Source organism: Clostridium sediminicola (genome assembly GCF_050402865.1).
GTDB classification, from domain to species: Bacteria; Bacillota; Clostridia; order Clostridiales; family Clostridiaceae; genus Clostridium_AF; species Clostridium_AF sediminicola.
In genome coordinates this window covers 1-18,137 of sequence record NZ_BAABMF010000023.1, presented here as the reverse complement: position 1 = coordinate 18,137, position 18,137 = coordinate 1, and the positions used below count along the sequence as shown (strand labels likewise).

General features: G+C 31.8%; 17 protein-coding genes. 14 read left to right on the top strand and 3 right to left on the bottom strand.

The window, feature by feature from the left end; all coding sequences use genetic code 11:
* Position 1 precedes the first annotated feature (1 nt).
* Positions 2-1,588: an ABC transporter permease gene (locus ACQ3F0_RS23240; protein ID WP_428868183.1), complete on the bottom strand. Its 1,587-nt coding sequence runs from the start codon at positions 1,586-1,588 to the stop codon at positions 2-4.
* Positions 1,589-1,599: 11 nt separating this feature from the next.
* Positions 1,600-2,640 (bottom strand): extracellular solute-binding protein, encoded by a 1,041-nt coding sequence (locus ACQ3F0_RS23235; protein ID WP_428868182.1) that lies wholly within the window; start codon positions 2,638-2,640, stop codon positions 1,600-1,602.
* Between the two features lie 685 nt (positions 2,641-3,325).
* Here ACQ3F0_RS23235 and ACQ3F0_RS23230 point away from each other — a divergent pair.
* The 14 genes from ACQ3F0_RS23230 to ACQ3F0_RS23165 all read left to right on the top strand — a co-directional run bounded on the left by ACQ3F0_RS23230 (position 3,326) and on the right by ACQ3F0_RS23165 (position 16,977).
* Positions 3,326-4,108 (top strand): short-chain-enoyl-CoA hydratase, encoded by a 783-nt coding sequence (locus ACQ3F0_RS23230; protein WP_428868181.1) that lies wholly within the window; start codon positions 3,326-3,328, stop codon positions 4,106-4,108.
* 9 nt (positions 4,109-4,117) lie between these two features.
* On the top strand, positions 4,118-4,966 hold the full coding sequence (locus ACQ3F0_RS23225; RefSeq protein ID WP_428868225.1) for a 3-hydroxybutyryl-CoA dehydrogenase: 849 nt from the start codon (positions 4,118-4,120) through the stop codon (positions 4,964-4,966).
* A 125-nt stretch (positions 4,967-5,091) separates the two neighbouring features.
* Positions 5,092-5,508, top strand: coding sequence for a MaoC family dehydratase (locus ACQ3F0_RS23220; RefSeq protein ID WP_428868180.1), 417 nt, complete (start codon positions 5,092-5,094; stop codon positions 5,506-5,508).
* Positions 5,509-5,661: 153 nt separating this feature from the next.
* Positions 5,662-6,801, top strand: a complete 1,140-nt coding sequence (locus tag ACQ3F0_RS23215; protein WP_428868179.1) for an acyl-CoA dehydrogenase — start codon at positions 5,662-5,664, stop codon at positions 6,799-6,801.
* A 12-nt stretch (positions 6,802-6,813) separates the two neighbouring features.
* On the top strand, positions 6,814-7,596 hold the full coding sequence (locus tag ACQ3F0_RS23210; protein ID WP_428868178.1) for an electron transfer flavoprotein subunit beta: 783 nt from the start codon (positions 6,814-6,816) through the stop codon (positions 7,594-7,596).
* A gap of 28 nt (positions 7,597-7,624) precedes the next feature.
* Complete coding sequence (locus tag ACQ3F0_RS23205; RefSeq protein ID WP_428868177.1) at positions 7,625-8,632, top strand: electron transfer flavoprotein subunit alpha/FixB family protein; 1,008 nt, start codon at positions 7,625-7,627, stop codon at positions 8,630-8,632.
* Positions 8,633-8,796: 164 nt separating this feature from the next.
* The gene (locus tag ACQ3F0_RS23200; protein WP_428868176.1) at positions 8,797-10,521 is read left to right on the top strand and encodes a sigma 54-interacting transcriptional regulator; all 1,725 of its coding nucleotides are present in this window, start codon (positions 8,797-8,799) and stop codon (positions 10,519-10,521) included.
* A gap of 103 nt (positions 10,522-10,624) precedes the next feature.
* Positions 10,625-11,803 carry an acetyl-CoA C-acetyltransferase gene (locus ACQ3F0_RS23195; protein ID WP_428868175.1) on the top strand — a complete coding sequence of 393 codons (1,179 nt, stop codon included), beginning with the start codon at positions 10,625-10,627 and terminating at the stop codon, positions 11,801-11,803.
* A gap of 362 nt (positions 11,804-12,165) precedes the next feature.
* Positions 12,166-13,716: an acyl CoA:acetate/3-ketoacid CoA transferase gene (locus ACQ3F0_RS23190; RefSeq protein WP_428868174.1), complete on the top strand. Its 1,551-nt coding sequence runs from the start codon at positions 12,166-12,168 to the stop codon at positions 13,714-13,716.
* A gap of 67 nt (positions 13,717-13,783) precedes the next feature.
* Positions 13,784-15,163, top strand: a complete 1,380-nt coding sequence (locus tag ACQ3F0_RS23185) for a GntP family permease (RefSeq protein ID WP_428868173.1) — start codon at positions 13,784-13,786, stop codon at positions 15,161-15,163.
* A gap of 249 nt (positions 15,164-15,412) precedes the next feature.
* Positions 15,413-15,796: an N-acetylmuramoyl-L-alanine amidase gene (locus ACQ3F0_RS23180; protein WP_428868172.1), complete on the top strand. Its 384-nt coding sequence runs from the start codon at positions 15,413-15,415 to the stop codon at positions 15,794-15,796.
* Positions 15,777-16,187 carry a hypothetical protein gene (locus ACQ3F0_RS23175; protein ID WP_428868171.1) on the top strand — a complete coding sequence of 137 codons (411 nt, stop codon included), beginning with the start codon at positions 15,777-15,779 and terminating at the stop codon, positions 16,185-16,187. Before ACQ3F0_RS23180 ends, ACQ3F0_RS23175 begins: the two co-directional genes overlap by 20 nt.
* 1 nt (position 16,188) lies before the next feature.
* Positions 16,189-16,623, top strand: a complete 435-nt coding sequence (locus ACQ3F0_RS23170) for an alpha/beta fold hydrolase (protein ID WP_428868170.1) — start codon at positions 16,189-16,191, stop codon at positions 16,621-16,623.
* 45 nt (positions 16,624-16,668) lie between these two features.
* Positions 16,669-16,977 carry an alpha/beta fold hydrolase gene (locus tag ACQ3F0_RS23165; RefSeq protein WP_428868169.1) on the top strand — a complete coding sequence of 103 codons (309 nt, stop codon included), beginning with the start codon at positions 16,669-16,671 and terminating at the stop codon, positions 16,975-16,977.
* Here the strand turns inward: ACQ3F0_RS23165 and ACQ3F0_RS23160 are convergent.
* Positions 16,974-17,540, bottom strand: coding sequence for a class I SAM-dependent methyltransferase (locus tag ACQ3F0_RS23160; RefSeq protein ID WP_428868168.1), 567 nt, complete (start codon positions 17,538-17,540; stop codon positions 16,974-16,976). The two genes, ACQ3F0_RS23165 and ACQ3F0_RS23160, sit on opposite strands and share 4 nt — an antisense overlap.
* Between the last annotated feature and the right edge of the window lie 597 nt (positions 17,541-18,137).

Genomic DNA, 18,137 nt, shown 5'->3' with positions numbered 1-18,137 from the left:
GTTAATCCCCCTTATAGCTTTTTAACATAAAGTAGAGTGGAATAATTGATACAAGTACAATTAATAGTCCAGCAGGAGCAGCACGAGTGTAAAAACCATCACTTGCTTCTATCCATATTCTAACTGCTAAAGTATCAAAACCAGCTGCTCTTAACATCAATGTTATTGGTAGTTCTTTCATTGAACTCACTAAAACTAAAGCACCACCAGATAAAACCCCAGGCAGAATTGAAGGAAGAATTACTTTCATTAATACGGATTTAAAATTCTTTCCAAGACTATAGGCGGTTTCATCGAGATTTTTAGATACCAGTGACATTGACGATTCAGTAGATTGCAAATTACGTGACATATATCTTATTGAGAACCCTATCATTAATACTATCTGGCTGCCAATAAGCCATGAAAAATAGTGGCTAACAAAGAATACCATACCTAAAGCTAGTAATGTTCCTGGTATAACTAGACCCATGTGGCAAATATTGTTCATTATAAGAGTTATTTTTGAAGGATTCCTGAACTTAAGGTAAGCTACAGGTACAGAAATTATCATTGTAATAAAAGCTGCTCCCATGCTTACAGTTAAGCTGTTTTTTATATATCCTAAAGTTTTTAGATTAATCACACCTTCGTTCATTCCTTTGACGCTCCATGCTACTAAAGTTGATAAAGGTAGAATAACAGAGAATAATAAAACAATCCCTACAAATATCAATGATAAATATTTGAATTTTCCTAGATTTAAGGGGGTCATCTTTCTGTTTGCTTTGGGATTTTGATAAAAAACCCTTTTATTAAGGATATAGCCTTTAGCCAATAGGATTGTGAGTCCAAGTGCTACAAGTACAATGCTTAATATTGCAGCAGATGACCTGTCCAAGCTTCCTACCATTTGAAAATAAATACTACTTGAAAAAGTTGTATACCTCAGCATTGATACTGCACCAAAGTCTGATACAATATAAAATAAAACCACAATGCTACTGGATAATATAGCTGGCTTCACGAGAGGTATAATAATTTTTCTGACTATTGTTGAGTAGGATGCTCCACAGGAGCGACCAGCTTCTTCATAGTTTGCACTGATTTTTCGTAGTGAAGCGGAAACGGTTAAGAAGACATAAGGAAAAGTGAACATTGATAATACAAATGCAACTGAAAAAAATGAATAAACATCTATAGGACTTTCTCCAAATAAAGAGTAGAGAATACCTCTTGGCCCAAAGAATATAACATAGGTCAATGCACCAATATAAGGTGGTATTACTAATGGAAGACTCAATGCAATTTTAAAAAACTTTCTTCCTGGCAAATTTGTATGCTCGACAAGAAATCCAAGGGCAACTCCAATTATTGTAGTAATTAAAGCAACTGTTATTGCTAAGCTTAAAGTATTCCAAAGGAGCAAAGGGATACGAGTTTTCAGCATTATTTCCCATTTTTTTATTGGAGCAGTTAGTGCTCTTGTAAAAATATAAACTATTGGTATTGACATTATTAATACAGTTATAATGTTTATAAGTAAAAGAGTTGAGCGAGGGGGAGAACCTCGCCAGACTTTTACCCATATACTTTTGATTCTATTCATATTGATTCCCCCTAATCTGAATAACCTGCCTCTCTCATTAATTCTGTAGTTGATTCCCATTCAGGGCCAACTTCACCTAGGGATGCTTTGGATGCTTTGAATTCTTCATATTTTATTCCTTCAATATTTGGTATTATTGGAGTTTCTGCATTCATTTTTTGCTGCTCTTCCTGAAGTAAAAACTCTATAAATGAAAGAGCATTCACAGGATTGTTCGCATATTTAGTAATTGCTGCACCAGATACATTAACAAAGGTACCCATTCCGTTTTCATCTTGATCTGGATAGATTGCAGCTACATTATTCATACCATCTTCTGTTAGTTGAACTTTTAGATGATAGTTATTTACAAGACCAAATTTAACCTCACCACTACCAACAGCTCGTCTTACTTCTGTATGACTTTTCAGTATTAATGGGTCATTGGCCATAATATCTTTCATCAATTGAAGTGTTTTTTCTTCCCCAATTATAGTTTTAATAGATGTAAAGTAGGTGACCATAGATTCATTACCGGCTCTATTTATAGCAAATTGTCCTTTATATTTTGAATCTGTTAAATCATACATAGATTTTGCCATTTCTTCTTGGGTTATAAGATCTTTATTGTACATGAATATACGTGATCTTACAGTAATGCCTGTCCAAGTATTACCTTTTCCTCTATAATTCATAGGAACTTTTTCTATTTCTTCAGAATCAATTAGTGCTAACATATCTTGAAGACGAAGATATTCTAATACTCCAGCATCATTAGCTAAAAAAACATCTGCTTTAGTATTCTTATCTTCTTCAACAATCCTGTGTGCATATTCAGTAGCTTTTCCTGTAATCAAATTAACCTTAATTCCAGTTTCTGCTTGAAATTTTTCTACTAATGGAAGGGTGAATTTTTCCCTACGACCACTATAAATTGTTAACTCTTTAGATTTTTCCTTATTAGTAGAGTTGTTTTTATTATTTGAAGATGTCATGCATCCAGTAAAAGCTAAAACTGATATAAGGAGAATAGATATTATAAACTTAAAATTCTTTTTACATAATACTTTCATACTAACACTCCTTCTTATATTTAGTTGACAGTTGACGGTATACAGTTGACAGTAAATGTTGTTTCTTCCAGAAAATCTTTAACTAAGCCTTTATCTGCTTCGCAGATTATGATAAGGATTTTTTGCTGATGCAAAAGGAAACATTTTATATTGTAGTTAAATTAAAAGCTTTCACGGTAGTGAAAGGTGTCCATTACTGTTAACTGAACACTGATAACTGTTAACTGTAGCTAATATATACTTGTCCATATTACAGTATATATATAATTCTTTATCTTTGTGAAAAGTAATTTATGATAAGAAGATTTAAATAAACTAGAACAATTATGAAAATAGGATAAAAGATTAAGAAGTATACATGATAATAAAGTTTACAGATTTTAATAATTTAATGAGAGATTATGAAGAATGGTGATGAAGAGTAACTTAAAATTTGAATTTATAAATTTTGTATATAAAATAAACAAGTCTTATAATTTTAAGATTTCTTTTAATTAAAAAAAGTTATCACTAAGGAGTTTGAAAGAAATAAAATTAACGATAAAAAATGGCTACGAAGCTAAGTAAATTGGGGTTTAACCAAGTAAGAGTTTAATAAAATGATAAGGTTTGCATTAATTTTCTTTTTAATAAAAGATTTGGCATATAAATTGCTTTTGTTATTTAATGTAAAGGAGGTATAATAATGGAATATAAAAACATTATAGTAGATAGAAAGGAAAGAGTTGGTATATTAACTATTAATAGACCTTCGGCTTTAAATGCATTAAACTCAGAAACTTTAAAAGAATTAGATAAGGCAATAAATGAAATAGATAAAAATGAAGAAATATATGCATTGGTTATTACTGGAGCTGGAAAATCTTTTGTGGCAGGAGCAGATATAGCTGAAATGAAAGAGCTATCATCAGAAAAAGGTAGAATATTTGGAGAGCTAGGATCTGAGATTTTTAGAAAGATAGAACTAATGGATAAACCAGTAATTGCTGCTGTAAACGGATATGCTTTAGGCGGTGGATGTGAACTTGCAATGAGTTGTGACATTAGAATAGCTGGAGAGAAAGCAAAATTCGGACAACCAGAAGTTGGACTAGGGATTACACCTGGATTTGGTGGAACTCAAAGATTATGCCGCTTAGTTGGAATGGGCAAAGCTAAAGAATTGATTTTTTCAGCTACAATAATAAACTCAAAAGATGCTGAAAAAATTGGATTAGTTAATAAAGTTGTATCACAGGAAGAGGTTGTAAACGAAGCAGTGAAACTTGCTGAAAAGATTGCATCTAAAGGACAGATTGCTGTTAGATATTGTAAATCAGCTATTAATAGAGGAATGGAAACTGATATTGAGACTGGACTTATAATTGAAAAAGATTTATTTGGATTATGTTTTGCAAATGAAGATCAAAAAGAAGCTATGACTGCTTTTGTAGAAAAAAGACCCGCATGTTTTAAAAATAAAATTTAGGGAGGAAAAATAATGAAAGTGTTTGTTCTAGGTGCAGGAACGATGGGTTCAGGTATTGTTCAAGCATTCGCTGAAGCAGGCTATGAAGTTATTATGCGAGATATTGATGAGAACTTTGTTGAAAGAGGGTTAAAACTTATACAAAAAAACTTAGATAGAAAGGTTAGAAAAGGTAAACTATCTGAGAAAGATAAAGAAAGCATATTAATGAGGATCACTGGAACTGTTGATATTAATGAGGCTAAAGATGTTGACTTTGTTATAGAAGCAGCAATTGAAAATATGGAAATAAAGAAAAAAATATTTGCTGAATTAGATGGTATTTGTAAAGCCGAGGCTATTCTTGCAACTAATACATCATCCCTATCAATTACTGAAATAGCAAGTGCTACAAAAAGACCAGATAAGGTTATAGGAATGCATTTTTTCAATCCTGTTCCAGTTATGAAATTAGTTGAAGTTATAAAAGGAATAGTAACGTCAGAAGAGACAAAATCAAAAGTTATAGAAACAGCACAAAAAATAGGAAAGTCTCCTGTAGAAGTAGAAGAAGCACCTGGTTTTGTAGTAAATAGGATACTTATACCAATGATTAATGAAGCAGTTGGATTATTAGCAGATGGAGTAGCAACGGCAGAAGATATTGATACAGCTATGAAGTTAGGCTGTAATCATCCTATTGGACCTTTAGCATTGGCTGACTTAATTGGTAACGATGTAAACTTAGCTATTATGGAAGTTCTGTATAAAGAATTTGGTGATTCAAAGTATAGACCGCATCCATTACTTAGAAAAATGGTTAGAGGTGGATTACTTGGTAGAAAATCCGGAAAAGGATTCTATGATTACTCAAAATAATTTATATATATAAAATTTAATAAAAGACAAAGCTGGCGACCTTTTAATGGCGGTGGACTTTGCAAGTATTGAAGAGAAAATAGTGGTGGTTGGTTACTGATACTTTATGTAAAGGAGGAGTTAGAATGAAGGGATTTACAATAAATGAAATAAATATAGGTGATAAGGATTTTTTCGAAAAAACAGTTACAGAAACAGATGTTTATTTATATGCAGGTGTAACAGGAGATTTAAATCAAGCTCATATAAATCAGATTGAAGCTGAAAACTCAATGTTTAAAGGAAGAATTGCTCATGGAATGTTGACAGCTGGTTTTATTTCTGCAGTATTGGGAATGAAATTACCTGGACCAGGAACTATTTATTTGGGACAAGAACTTAAGTTTACGGCTCCCGTTAGATTCGGAGATACTATAAAAGCAGAAGTGGAAGTAATTGAAAAAATAGAAGCAAAAAATAGGATTAAGTTACTTACAACATGTACAAATCAAGATGGAGTGGTAGTTATTAAAGGTATTGCGACTGTAATGCCGCCTAAATAAAAAACATAGGAAGAATATAAGATTTACAAACCAAGGAGTGTTAATTTTGAGAGAGCTCGAACACTCCTTAGAATTTGGGAATGATTGTTTAATTTATAACAAGCACATCAAATTGACATATCGAATTAAATATATTTTTAAGGAGGAAGGGTTATGGAATTTTCAATTTTAAAAGAATATGAAATGGCGCAACAATTGTACAGAGAATTTGCTGAACAAGAAGTAAAGCCTTTAGCACAAGAAGTGGACGAAGAAGAAAGATTTCCTGTAGAGACAGTAGAAAAAATGGTTAAATGTGGAATGATGGGTATTCCAATTCCAAAACAATATGGAGGACAAGGTGGAGATAATTTAGTATATGCAATGGCAGTTGAAGAGTTATCTAAAGTATGTGCAACTACTGGAGTTATATTATCTGCTCATACATCTTTATGCTGTGCGCCCCTTTATCAATTTGGTAATGAAGAGCAAAAACAAAAATATTTAGTACCACTTGCAAAAGGAGAAAAATTAGGAGCTTTTGGTCTTACTGAACCTAATGCAGGAACTGATGCATCTAGCCAACAAACGACAGCTGTTTTAGAAGGCGATCATTATGTATTAAATGGATCAAAAATATTTATTACAAACTCAGGTTATGCAGATATTTATATAATTATGGCAATGACTGATAAGAGTGCAGGAACTAGAGGTATATCAGCATTTATAGTTGAAAAAGAATATAAAGGTTTTAGTGTTGGTAAAAAAGAAGCAAAAATGGGTATCAGAGGATCAGCTACATGTGAATTGATATTTGAAAATTGTAAAGTTCCAGCTGAGAACTTATTAGGCAAAAAAGGTAGAGGTTTTGGTATAGCAATGAAGAGCCTTGACGGTGGACGTATAGGTATAGCTGCTCAAGCTTTAGGTATAGCTCAAGGAGCTATTGATGAGACAGTGAAGTATGTAAAAGAAAGAAAGCAATTTAAAAGACCTATTGCTAAATTCCAAAATACACAATTCCAATTAGCCGATATGCAAACTAAAGTGGATGCGGCTAGATTATTAGTTTACAGAGCAGCTAGAGCTAAAGATAATGGGGAGCCATACTCAGTATATGCTGCTATGGCTAAGCTTTTTGCAGCTGAGACAGCAATGGCAGTTACTACTAAAGCAGTTCAATTGCATGGTGGATATGGTTACACAAGAGAATATCCAGTTGAGAGAATGATGAGAGATGCTAAGATAACTGAGATATATGAAGGTACTTCAGAAGTTCAAAGGATGGTAATTTCAGGTAATATGCTAAAATAAGGAGGTTTAATTATGAATATAGTTGTTTGTATAAAACAAGTTCCAGATACTACAGAAGTTAAAATTGATCCTAAAACAGGAACTTTAGTAAGAGAAGGAGTTCCAAGTATAATTAACCCAGATGATAAAAGCGGACTCGAGACTGCTTTGAGATTAAAGGATGAGTTTAATGCAAAAGTTACAGTTCTTACTATGGGACCACCTCAAGCAGAAAAAGCTTTAAAAGAAGCTTTGGCAATGGGTGCTGATGAGGCGATTTTACTTAGTGATAGAGCATTTGCAGGAGCTGATACATGGGCAACATCATTAACATTGTCAATTGCAATAAATAAATTAGATTATGATTTAATTATTGCAGGAAGGCAAGCTATAGATGGAGATACTGCTCAAGTAGGTCCACAAATAGCTGAACATTTAAATCTTCCACATGTTAGTTATGTAGATGAATTGAAGAAAATTGATGACAATTTGATATTGAAAAGGATGTTTGAAGATGGCTACCAAATGATTAAAACAAAAATGCCATGCCTTATAACTACATTAAGTGAAAATACTAAGCCTAGATATATGACGGTTGAGGGTATATTTGATGCATTTAGACAAAAAGAAATTATTCGATGGTCACTAGAAGATATAGATGTTGATCCAACTACAATTGGTTTGAAGGGTTCTCCAACTAAAGTTAAAAAATCATTTACTAAAGGAGCTAAAATGGCTGGTAAAGTATATGATGTGGATGCTAAAGAAGCAGCTAAGATTGTGGTTGATAAACTAAAAGAGAAATACTATATATAAATAGAAGTTGGTAAAAGGAGGGGTTACCTTGAATATTACAGAATATAAAGGCGTTTTTGTATACATTGAACAAAGAGAAGGTGAAATTCAAAAGGTTTCTTTTGAACTTCTAGGAAAAGGTAGAGAACTTGCAGATAAACTTAATGAAAAGTTAACTGCAGTAATAGTTGGATATGATATAAAACATAAAGCAAATGAACTGATAAGTTTTGGCGCAGATGAAGTACTTTGTGTTGATGATAAAGTTTTAGAATTCTATATGAATGAGCCTTACACAAAAGCTTTGGCAGAAGTTATTACTTCTAAAAAACCAGAGATAGTTCTATATGGTGCTACTACAATAGGGAGAGATTTAGCTCCTAGAGTATCTGCAAGAATTCATTCAGGATTAACAGCTGATTGTACTTCACTTGCAATAGATGAAGAGACAAAAGGATTATTGATGACAAGACCTGCTTTTGGTGGAAATATTCTTGCAACAATAATTTGTCCTGATAACAGACCACAAATGTCTACAGTAAGACCTGGCGTTATGCAGGCTTTTGAGAAAGATGAGAAAAGAAGAGGGACTGTTGAAGAAATAAAAGTAAAATTTACTTCAAAGGATAAAAATGTTGAAATTTTAGAGATTGTTAAAGAAGAAAAAGAAAGAGTTAATATTGAAGATGCGAGTATATTAGTATCTGGTGGTAGAGGTATAGGAAGTCCAGAAAATTTCACAATGCTTACAGAACTTGCAGATGAATTAAAAGGTGTTGTCTCTTCCTCACGTGCTGTAGTTGATGCGGGTTGGATGAATAAAGATCGCCAAGTTGGTCAAACAGGTAAGACAGTTAGACCAGATGTATACTTTGCATGTGGTATTTCAGGAGCTATTCAACATTTAGCTGGAATGGAAGAATCAGAATTTATAATTGCAATAAATAAAGATTCTGGTGCGCCAATATTTGAAGTAGCTGATGTAGGGATTGTTGGAGATGTAAATAAAGTGATTCCTGAAATAATAAATCAGATTAAAAATTATAAGAAAGATTAATGAATTTAATTTTAAAAAGTTAATAAATTCATAGGAAATAAGCCCTTTTAAATGATTATGAGGGCTTATTTTCCGTGAAGTGAAAATAAAGTTTACAGATTTCAATCCTAAATTAGAAAAAAACTGCATACCAATAGATAAGATTAATTATTGAGAGGTGGATAATGGAAAATCTAAAAGAGTGTATTGGTGACTTTGTTGATGTAATTGATGAATCTGTAGTAGTGTTTGACAATAAGTGTAATATCACAAAAATCAACAAATCGGCTAAGCGTTTATTAGGCATAAATACTGAGCAAAATATGAAAAGTGGTATTAATGAAATAATAAGTAAGTGCAATATTTTTGAAATAATTGAATCAGGAAAAAAAGTTATTAACAAAGATATTAAGATCAATCAAAAGAAACTAAGCGTTAATATAATACCTATGTTTAATTGTAAAAATACAATAGAGGTATTAGTAATGCTTAGAGAAGTCAAGGAGTATAACGATCTAGAAAATGATGAAGAAAAAGAGAAATTAGATGTAGATATTCTGTATACCATGATGAATACTGTCAATGAATGGGTTGTTGTTGTTGATAAAGATGGACTAATAACTATGATGAGCAAGGCATACAAAGAATTTTTAAATAAATATGATGTTGAAGGAAAGCATGTTACAGAAATTATAGATAATACAAGAATGCATGTTGTATTGGACACAGGTGAAAAAGAAATTGGTGAATTACAAGAAATTAATGGAAATAAAATGATAGCTATGAGAATTCCTATAATAAAAGATGGTAGAGTTGTTGCAGCAGTTGGCAAAGCAATGTTTAAAGATATAAGTGATTTTTATTCTATTAGTAAAAAAATTAGTAATTTGGAAAGAAAAATTGAGTATTATAAAAATGAACTTGGAAAGGAACGAACATCTCAATATTGTTTAGAAGATATAATAGGGAATTCATCTGAAATAACTAAAGTTAAAAAAATGGCGGCTAGAGTAGCAAAAACAGATTCTAATGTGCTTATTTTTGGTGAAAGTGGGACAGGCAAGGAGCTTTTTGCACATTCCATTCATACGGCTAGTAAACGAGCATCGGCACCGTTTATACAGGTAAATTGTGCAGCTATTCCAGCTCAATTACTTGAATCAGAATTATTTGGCTATGAGGAAGGTGCTTTTACAGGTGCAAAAAAAGGTGGTAAAAAAGGGAAGTTTGAACTTGCGAATAAAGGAACTATATTACTTGATGAAATAGGGGACATGCCTATGGATATGCAGGTGAAGCTTTTACGAGTTATCCAAGAAAGAGAAATTGAAAGGGTAGGAGGGAATATCCTTAAAAATATTGATGTTAGGATAATCGCTTCTACTAATAAAGATTTAGAGCAAAGTATTGTAATTGGAGAATTTAGAGAAGATCTTTACTATAGATTAAATGTTATGAAGTTAATTGTACCCCCATTAAGAGAAAGACGAGATGATATTATACAATTGTCAAGATTTTTACTAAAAAAGGTGGCTAATAAACTTGGAGTATACGTAGAGGGGATATCTAAAGAAGCTGAAAAGAAATTAGAAAATTATAATTGGCCCGGAAACATTAGAGAGTTAGAGAATGTAATTGAAAGAGCGCTTAATTTACAAGATACAGAATTAGTTGTAACAATAGATCAATTACCTGAGAGAATAGTAAATAATAGAAAAAAATATTATAAAAAAGGATACAATAATTTGAAGTGTGTAGTTGCTAATGTTGAAAAAGAAATTATTGAAGAAACTTTGAAAGTTAATAAAGGAAACAAAAATAAAACTGCAAATCAGTTAGGCATTAGTAGGGTTGGGTTATACAAAAAGATTGAAAGATATAATTTAGATATGAATAAATTAAAAATGTGAAATTATAAACAAACATAAGTCTAGTATGGTATATAATGGAAAATGGCATAGTAATTGCTTAAATGTAATATGAGGAAAATATTATATTTTAGGAGGATTTTGGATGAAAGAAGTAGTAATAGCAAGTGCAGTTAGAACAGCGATGGGAACGTTTGGTGGTAGTTTGAAAAATGTTTCAGCAGTAGACTTAGGTGCTTTAGTAATTAAAGAGGCAGTTAAAAGAGCAAATATAAAACCAGAAGTAATTGATGAAGTAATTATGGGAAATGTTTTGCAAGCAGGCTTAGGTCAGAATGTATGCAGACAAGCTGCAGTAAAAGCAGGATTACCTGTCGATATTCCTTCATTCACCCTTAATAAAGTATGTGGTTCAGGATTAAGAGCAGTTAGTTTGGCATTTCAAATGATTTTAACAGGATTCACGGATATTGTTGTTGCTGGTGGTACGGAGAATATGTCTCAAGCTCCTTATATACTAAATAAAGCAAGATGGGGACAAAGAATGGGTGATGGTACGTTAGTTGATGGGATGATAAAAGATGGATTATGGGATGCTTTTAATGACTATCACATGGGAATTACGGCAGAAAATATTGCAGAACAATGGAAATTATCAAGAGAAAGTCAGGATGAGTTTGCTAAAAATTCTCAATATAAAGCTGAGAAAGCTATTAAAGATGGAAGATTTAAAGAGGAAATTGTTCCAGTAGAAATTCCACAAAGAAAAGGAGAACCAGCGATATTTGAAACTGATGAATTTCCTAGATTTGGTGTTACTATTGAGAAGTTAGCTAAGTTAAGGCCGGCCTTTAAGAAGGGTGGAACAGTAACAGCAGGGAATGCTTCTGGAATTAATGACGGAGCAGCAGCTTTTGTAGTAATGAGTGGTGAAAAAGCAAAAGAATTAGGAGTTAAGCCTTTAGTTAAAATTGTTTCATTTGGATCAAAGGGATTAGACCCTTCAATTATGGGCTATGGACCTGTTGCTTCAACTAAAATAGCTTTGGATAGAGCTGAGATGACTATAAAAGATATAGATTTAATTGAAGCAAATGAAGCTTTTGCAGCACAAAGTTTAGCCGTTGCTAAAGATTTGAATTTTGATATGAACAAAGTAAATGTTAACGGTGGAGCTATAGCACTGGGACATCCTATAGGAGCTTCTGGAGCAAGAATATTAGTTACATTAATTTATGAAATGATAAAAAGAGATTCAAAGACTGGACTTGCAACCTTATGCATCGGTGGAGGACAAGGAACTGCGTTGATAGTTAAAAGGTAAAATGTGTAAAAAGATTATATGTAAAAAAAGCATACAATTTATAAATTGACCTTAATAGTTAATGGAGAGAATGAAATTTAAAATATGTTAACTAAGTAAACAGTTGAAATATAATTACAAATTGATTTTGTTAAATTCTCTATGGAATTAGTATTATTTTTCAATAAAAACTTAAAATTTTCGTTAAAAAATCTTCAAATTCAGAGAATTTTCAGTGGTTATTAATTAACAAAGGGAATTTTTAAGATAATGGAACAATAAAATAGTTTATTTACAATATTTGGCATAAGACTTGCTTTTAATATTATCGTATTTTCAATGTAAACGATTCTATTAAATTAAACAATTAAGGAGGTCTAAGTATGAGGTCAAAAATCAAATCAGTTGAAGAAGCTGTTTCAATGATTAAAGATAAGGATACTATAGCTTTTGGAGGTTTTGTAGGCGCAGGACATTGTGAAGAAATATCACTTCAATTAGAAAAGAAATTTTTGGAAGTAGGAAAACCAGAAGGATTAACTTTAGTTTATGCAGCAGGACAAGGAGATGGCAAAACTAAAGGCATGAATCATTTAGGACATGAAGGGTTAGTTAAAAGAATTATTGGCGGACATTGGGGTCTTTCACCAATGCTACAAAAATTAGCCATTGATAATAAAGCAGAAGCATATAATCTTCCACAAGGTGTAGTCTCTCATCTTTATAGAGATATTGCAGCAGGTAAACCAGGAACTATAACTCATGTAGGATTGAAAACTTTTGTTGATCCAAGGTTAGATGGAGGAAAGTTAAATGATGCTGCAAAAGAAGATATTGTTGAATTGATAGAGCTTGGAGGTGAAAAATATCTTTACTATAAAGCTTTTCCCATAGACGTAGCAATAATAAGAGCAACATATGCAGATGAAAGCGGAAATGCAACAATGGATAAAGAAGCTGCTACTTTAGATGGACTCGCAATGGCGCAAGCTGCGAAAAACTCTGGTGGTATTGTAATATTGCAAGTTGAAAAAGTAGTTACAAATGGAAGTTTAAGACTAAAAGATGTTAAGATTCCGGGAATATATGTAGATGCATTAGTTGTATCTAAACCAGAAAATCATATGCAAACTTATGGTGAACAGTATAACCCATCATATACAGGAGAGATAAAAGTACCTTTGAAATCTTTAGATAAATTACCTTTAAATGAAAGAAAAGTTATTGCTAGAAGAGCGGCTATGGAACTTGTCCCTAATGCTATAACTAATTTAGGCATAGGCGTTCCAGAGGGAGTATCAATGGTAGCTAATGAAGAAGGGGTAGGAGATGAGATGAAACTTACCGTTGAAGCTGGACCTATAGGCGGAGTACCAGCAGGTGGTTTGAGTTTTGGAGCCTCAATTAATGCTGAAGCTGTTGTTGACCAAGCTGCACAATTTGATTTCTATGATGGTGGAGGTTTAGATGTTGCATTTTTAGGGCTTGCACAATGTGACAGTTGTGGAAATGTTAATGTAAGTAAATTTGGACCAAAGATAGCTGGGTGTGGTGGCTTTATAAATATAACTCAGAATGCTAAAAAAGTTGTGTATTGTGGAACGTTTACTGCTGGTGGTCTTAAAGTAAAAATAGAGGATGGAAAACTTATAATCAAAAATGAAGGAAGAGTAAATAAATTTATAGAGAAAGTTGAACACGTGACTTTCAGTGGAGAATATGCTTCTGAAAAAGGGCAACCAGTTATTTATATTACTGAAAGAGCCGTATTCGAACTTAGCAAAGAAGGGATAGTGCTTAAGGAAATTGCTCCAGGAGTTAATCTTGAAGAAGATATATTAGCTCATATAGATTTTAAACCTATAATTTCTGAAGATTTGAGAGTTATGGATGAAAGAATTTTCAAAGATGAAGTAATGGGACTTGAATTCTAAAGTAAACAATGAAGGGTGTGTTATGGTTATTCAACTATAATATAAACAAATTTAAAGGAGGAAAATTATGTTAGGTATTATCGGTATTATTATCTCACTAGCCTTATTAATGTATTTAGCTTATAAGGGGATTTCCGTTCTTGTTTTAGCACCAATTTTAGCAGTATTAGCAGTGTTGTTCCAAGGAGGGCAACCGCATATATTAGCTAATTATACAGAAGTATTTATGGTTAACTTCGCAGGATATGCGAAAGCTTATTTCCCTATTTTCTTACTAGGTGCTATATTCGGTAAGATAATGGATGATTCAGGTGCAGCTAAGGCTATAGCTCACACAATTAGTAAAAAATTAGGGAAAGACAAAGCTATTTTAGCGGTAGTTTTATCTTGTGCAATATTAACATATGGTGGAGTTTCATTATTTGTTGTTGCATTTGCAGTTTATCCTATTGCAGCTGCATTATTTAGAGAAGCTGACGTTCCGAAAAGATTTATACCTGCTTCTATAGCACTTGGTTCATTTACATTTACTATGACAGCGTTACCTGGAACACCACAAATTCAAAATGCTATTCCTATGCCATTCTTTGGAACAACATCTTGGGCAGCACCTATATTAGGTCTAATCGGTGCAGCTGTTATGTTTGGTGGAGGTATGTATTGGCTTACAAGAAGATCAAAAAAAGCTATGGCTGGGGGAGAAGGCTATGGTGAGCATGCAAATGAAGTAATTAAAACATTTGATATATCAAAGCTACCTAGTTTTGGAAAAGCTTTAGTTCCAATAATCGTAGTGCTAGTTGTGAATCTTTTATTAGGAAAACTTGTTTTTGCTAATATGGATGGTGGATTCCTTAAAGAATTTGGTGGAATTACTATATCAAAAGTTAAGGGAATTTGGAGTTTGATTTCTTCATTAGTAATAGCCATTGTAATAGCGATTGCATTATTCTGGAAAAACTTTGACAGTGTTAAAGATACAGTTAATAAAGGTGCAATTGGATCTTTACTAGCAATAGCTAACACAGCTTCAGAAGTTGGATATGGAAATGTTATTAAAACATTAGCAGCATTTGCTTTGATTAAAACAGCTATATTAGCTATACCTGGAACACCACTTATTTCTTTAGCTGCATCCACAAGTATCCTAGCTGGTATAACTGGTTCAGCATCAGGTGGTATGAGTATTGCATTAGGAGCTTTAGGTGAAATCTATATGCAAAAAGCCACAGCTTTAGGTATAAATCCACAAGCATTCCACAGAATAGCTGCAATGGCATGTGGTGGACTTGATACACTTCCACATAACGGTGCTGTAATTACTTTACTAGGTATTACAGGACTTACACATAAAGAATCTTATATTGACCTAGCAATGTGTACAGTTGTTATACCTCTTATAGCTACTGCAGTATCTATAGTATTTGCAACTATGGGAGTTGTATAGTATTAAACATAAAAAGAAAATATTTAAAACCCTCTATTATATTTTAGAGGGCTTTATTTTGTATATAAAATTTATCCTTCAGTAGATAGAGGAAGTATATATTATTATTTTGCTTTTAAAAAGTAATCAATTAAGATTTGAAATACCGCGATTAATAGACAAAAACGTATCCTAAAGCATATTTTATAAATTGAAAGGTGTTCAGTATATGTACCTTTCAGTTTATAACGATAAAAGGAGAGTAAAAATATGAAGATAGTATTTGATCCGGGACATGGGGGTTCTGATCCCGGTGCAGTAGGTAAAATTTATAAAGAAAAAGATTTGACACTTGAAGTATGTAATAAGGTTAAAACAAAATTAGATGTGATTTTGGCACGATCAAAAGATGTATATGTTCCTTTGACAAACAGAGGACTAATGGCTAAAAATGGCGACTTATTCATTTCAGTTCATTTCAATGCATTTAATAGCACTGCTTCAGGTTCAGAAGTTTTTTATTCAGTAGATTTACCAAATGATAAAGTTTATGCAGCTAAGATATCTAGTGATTTATCTAAAGCTTTAGGAATACCTGATCGAGGAGCAAAAACTAGAGAGTTTAGAGAATGTAATGAAATATCAATCTTGTAAAATTGATGTTTCAGTTAATTGCTATTTTGATAGGCTAATTTCTTTATTAAAAAGTGGGTTTGAATATTATAAAAACAAGCCTTTGGAGTTTAAGTTAGTATTGAATGTTTTAAATGACATAACTTCTCCTAATTATAGTAAACTAATGGAAAAGAGAAAAGAATTGATTCTTAAGTACCAAAGTAAATTAATTGTTGGTATAGATTGGACTCAATATAGAATAGAAAAAATAAATATTTTAAAAATCTCTGAATATATGATTGAAGGATATAATTTATCTTTATTAAAGAAGACATTTGATGATTTAAGTATGGAGGAATTTGAATGCTCAGTAATGAAGGATATAGAACTTTTAACTACTACTTTAAAATATGGAGTAAAAGGAGAATAGTATGGTTGAATATAGTGTTTATGGAAAGGGCAATGGACAGGTTATCATATTTATTAATGGTGCAGGTGTTGGATCTTGGATGTGGCAAAATCAACTAAGCTATTTTTCGAAATTTAAGTGTATAACTTTTGATTTACCAGGGCATGGTGATAATAGTCATATTGAATTTACAACCATTGAATCATGTTGTATAGATGTACAGGAAATAATACTTAAAGAGAGTAATTCAAAAAAAGCTATATTAATAGGATTGTCCATAGGTGCACAGATAGTTCTAAATATGTTGGAAAATTACTATACAGTTTTGGAAAAATGCATTATAATTAGTGCTTTGAATAAGCCTATGAAAGTAGTTAATACTTTATTAAAGTCTATGGTTGAATGCTTTATACCTTTTGTAAAAATGAAAAGTTTTGCTAAGATGCAGGCAAAGTAGCTAGCCATCCCCAATAACATGTTTGAATTGTATTATAAAGATTCTTTGAAAATTACTAAAAGAACTTTTAATAATATTATTAGTGAGAACATGAATTTTAGTTTTAAAAACTCTAATAAAGTCAATATTGATACTTTGATTTTAGTGGGTGAAAAAGAAAAAAGGCTAATGATAGAGTCAGCAAGAAGTGTAAATGAGAAGCTACCGTCAAGTAAAGCATACATCATAAAAAATGTTGCACATGGTATACCCTATGAGCAGCCAGAATTATTAAATAAATTAGTATACAATTTTATAACTGACAAGGGAATTATAGAAACCAATATAGTGCCACTGAAGGAAAATGGCTTTTAGTCTTTTTTCTTTAGTACTATATATAAGGAATCGTCAACTTCCATCTCAGTATATAAATTCATCTCTAAAATTTCAAAACTTTCGCCTATAATCTGTTTCAATGAATTTTCAGTATAGTAAGTAAATCTTAAATCATTATAAGTTTCCACTGTATCACCATACCATAATGAGTGAAACAAAATACCGTTTTTATTTAAAACTTCCTTTTGCTTATTTAAAGATATTTTAAACTCTTCTCTTGTAAGGTGTTGGAGTACCTTATTAGAATAAATGCAGTTAAATTTTTGTGGCGTATTCATTTTGGTAGCATCCAGAAATATTAAATCTGCATCAGGATTTTTTTCTTTATATGAATTAATGAATAAATAAGAGTTATCTGACCCAGTAACAATAAAGTCATTTTTCAATAAATCCAAGTCTTTACCAGGTCCTATGCCAAGCTCTAAAACTGTAGAACCTTTTCTTAGATGAGTTTTTAATATTTTAATTAATTTTCTTCCATCAAAACCCTCTGCCATTTTGATATATTCTTTTACATTTTCTTTTTTATCATAGTAACTCATGTTTTTCTCTCCTTTTCATTTGAATCGATTAAGAAATCACACAATGTTTAGTTGACGGGTGACAGTGCACAGTTTACAGCTTAAAGTAGTAGGTTGTTAGTTATGGATATTTTTTACTTTAGCAAAAGTAATTTGTTCAAGTGAGCGAAGCTAATAAAGGCTTAGTTAAAGATTTTATGTAAGAAAATCAATCCTTTATTGTCAACTGTACACTGATAACTGTGAAATGTAAAGTCTACCCCTCCAGGAGTGTCAATATATTTAAAATAGAGATATAGTTATTAATTAAGAGTAAATAGGATATAATTTTAAGTAAGAGGATTGTTTGATGAAATATAGTCCTATTTAATTTGATAAGATATTCCTTGTCGCCAAGAGAAACCAAGAAAACGGTCGAAAGAAAAAATAAAAAAACTCTTGACAACAAGGAATTGAAATGTTAAACTAATTTAGCTGTCGAAAAACAGCGGGAAAGATTTAACAGATTTGATCTTTGAAAATTAAACAGAGAATGATAATAAATGCCAGTCAATGAATTTAAGTAATGAGTAAATGATTGAACTTTTCAAATTGAGAGTTTGATCCTGGCTCAGGACG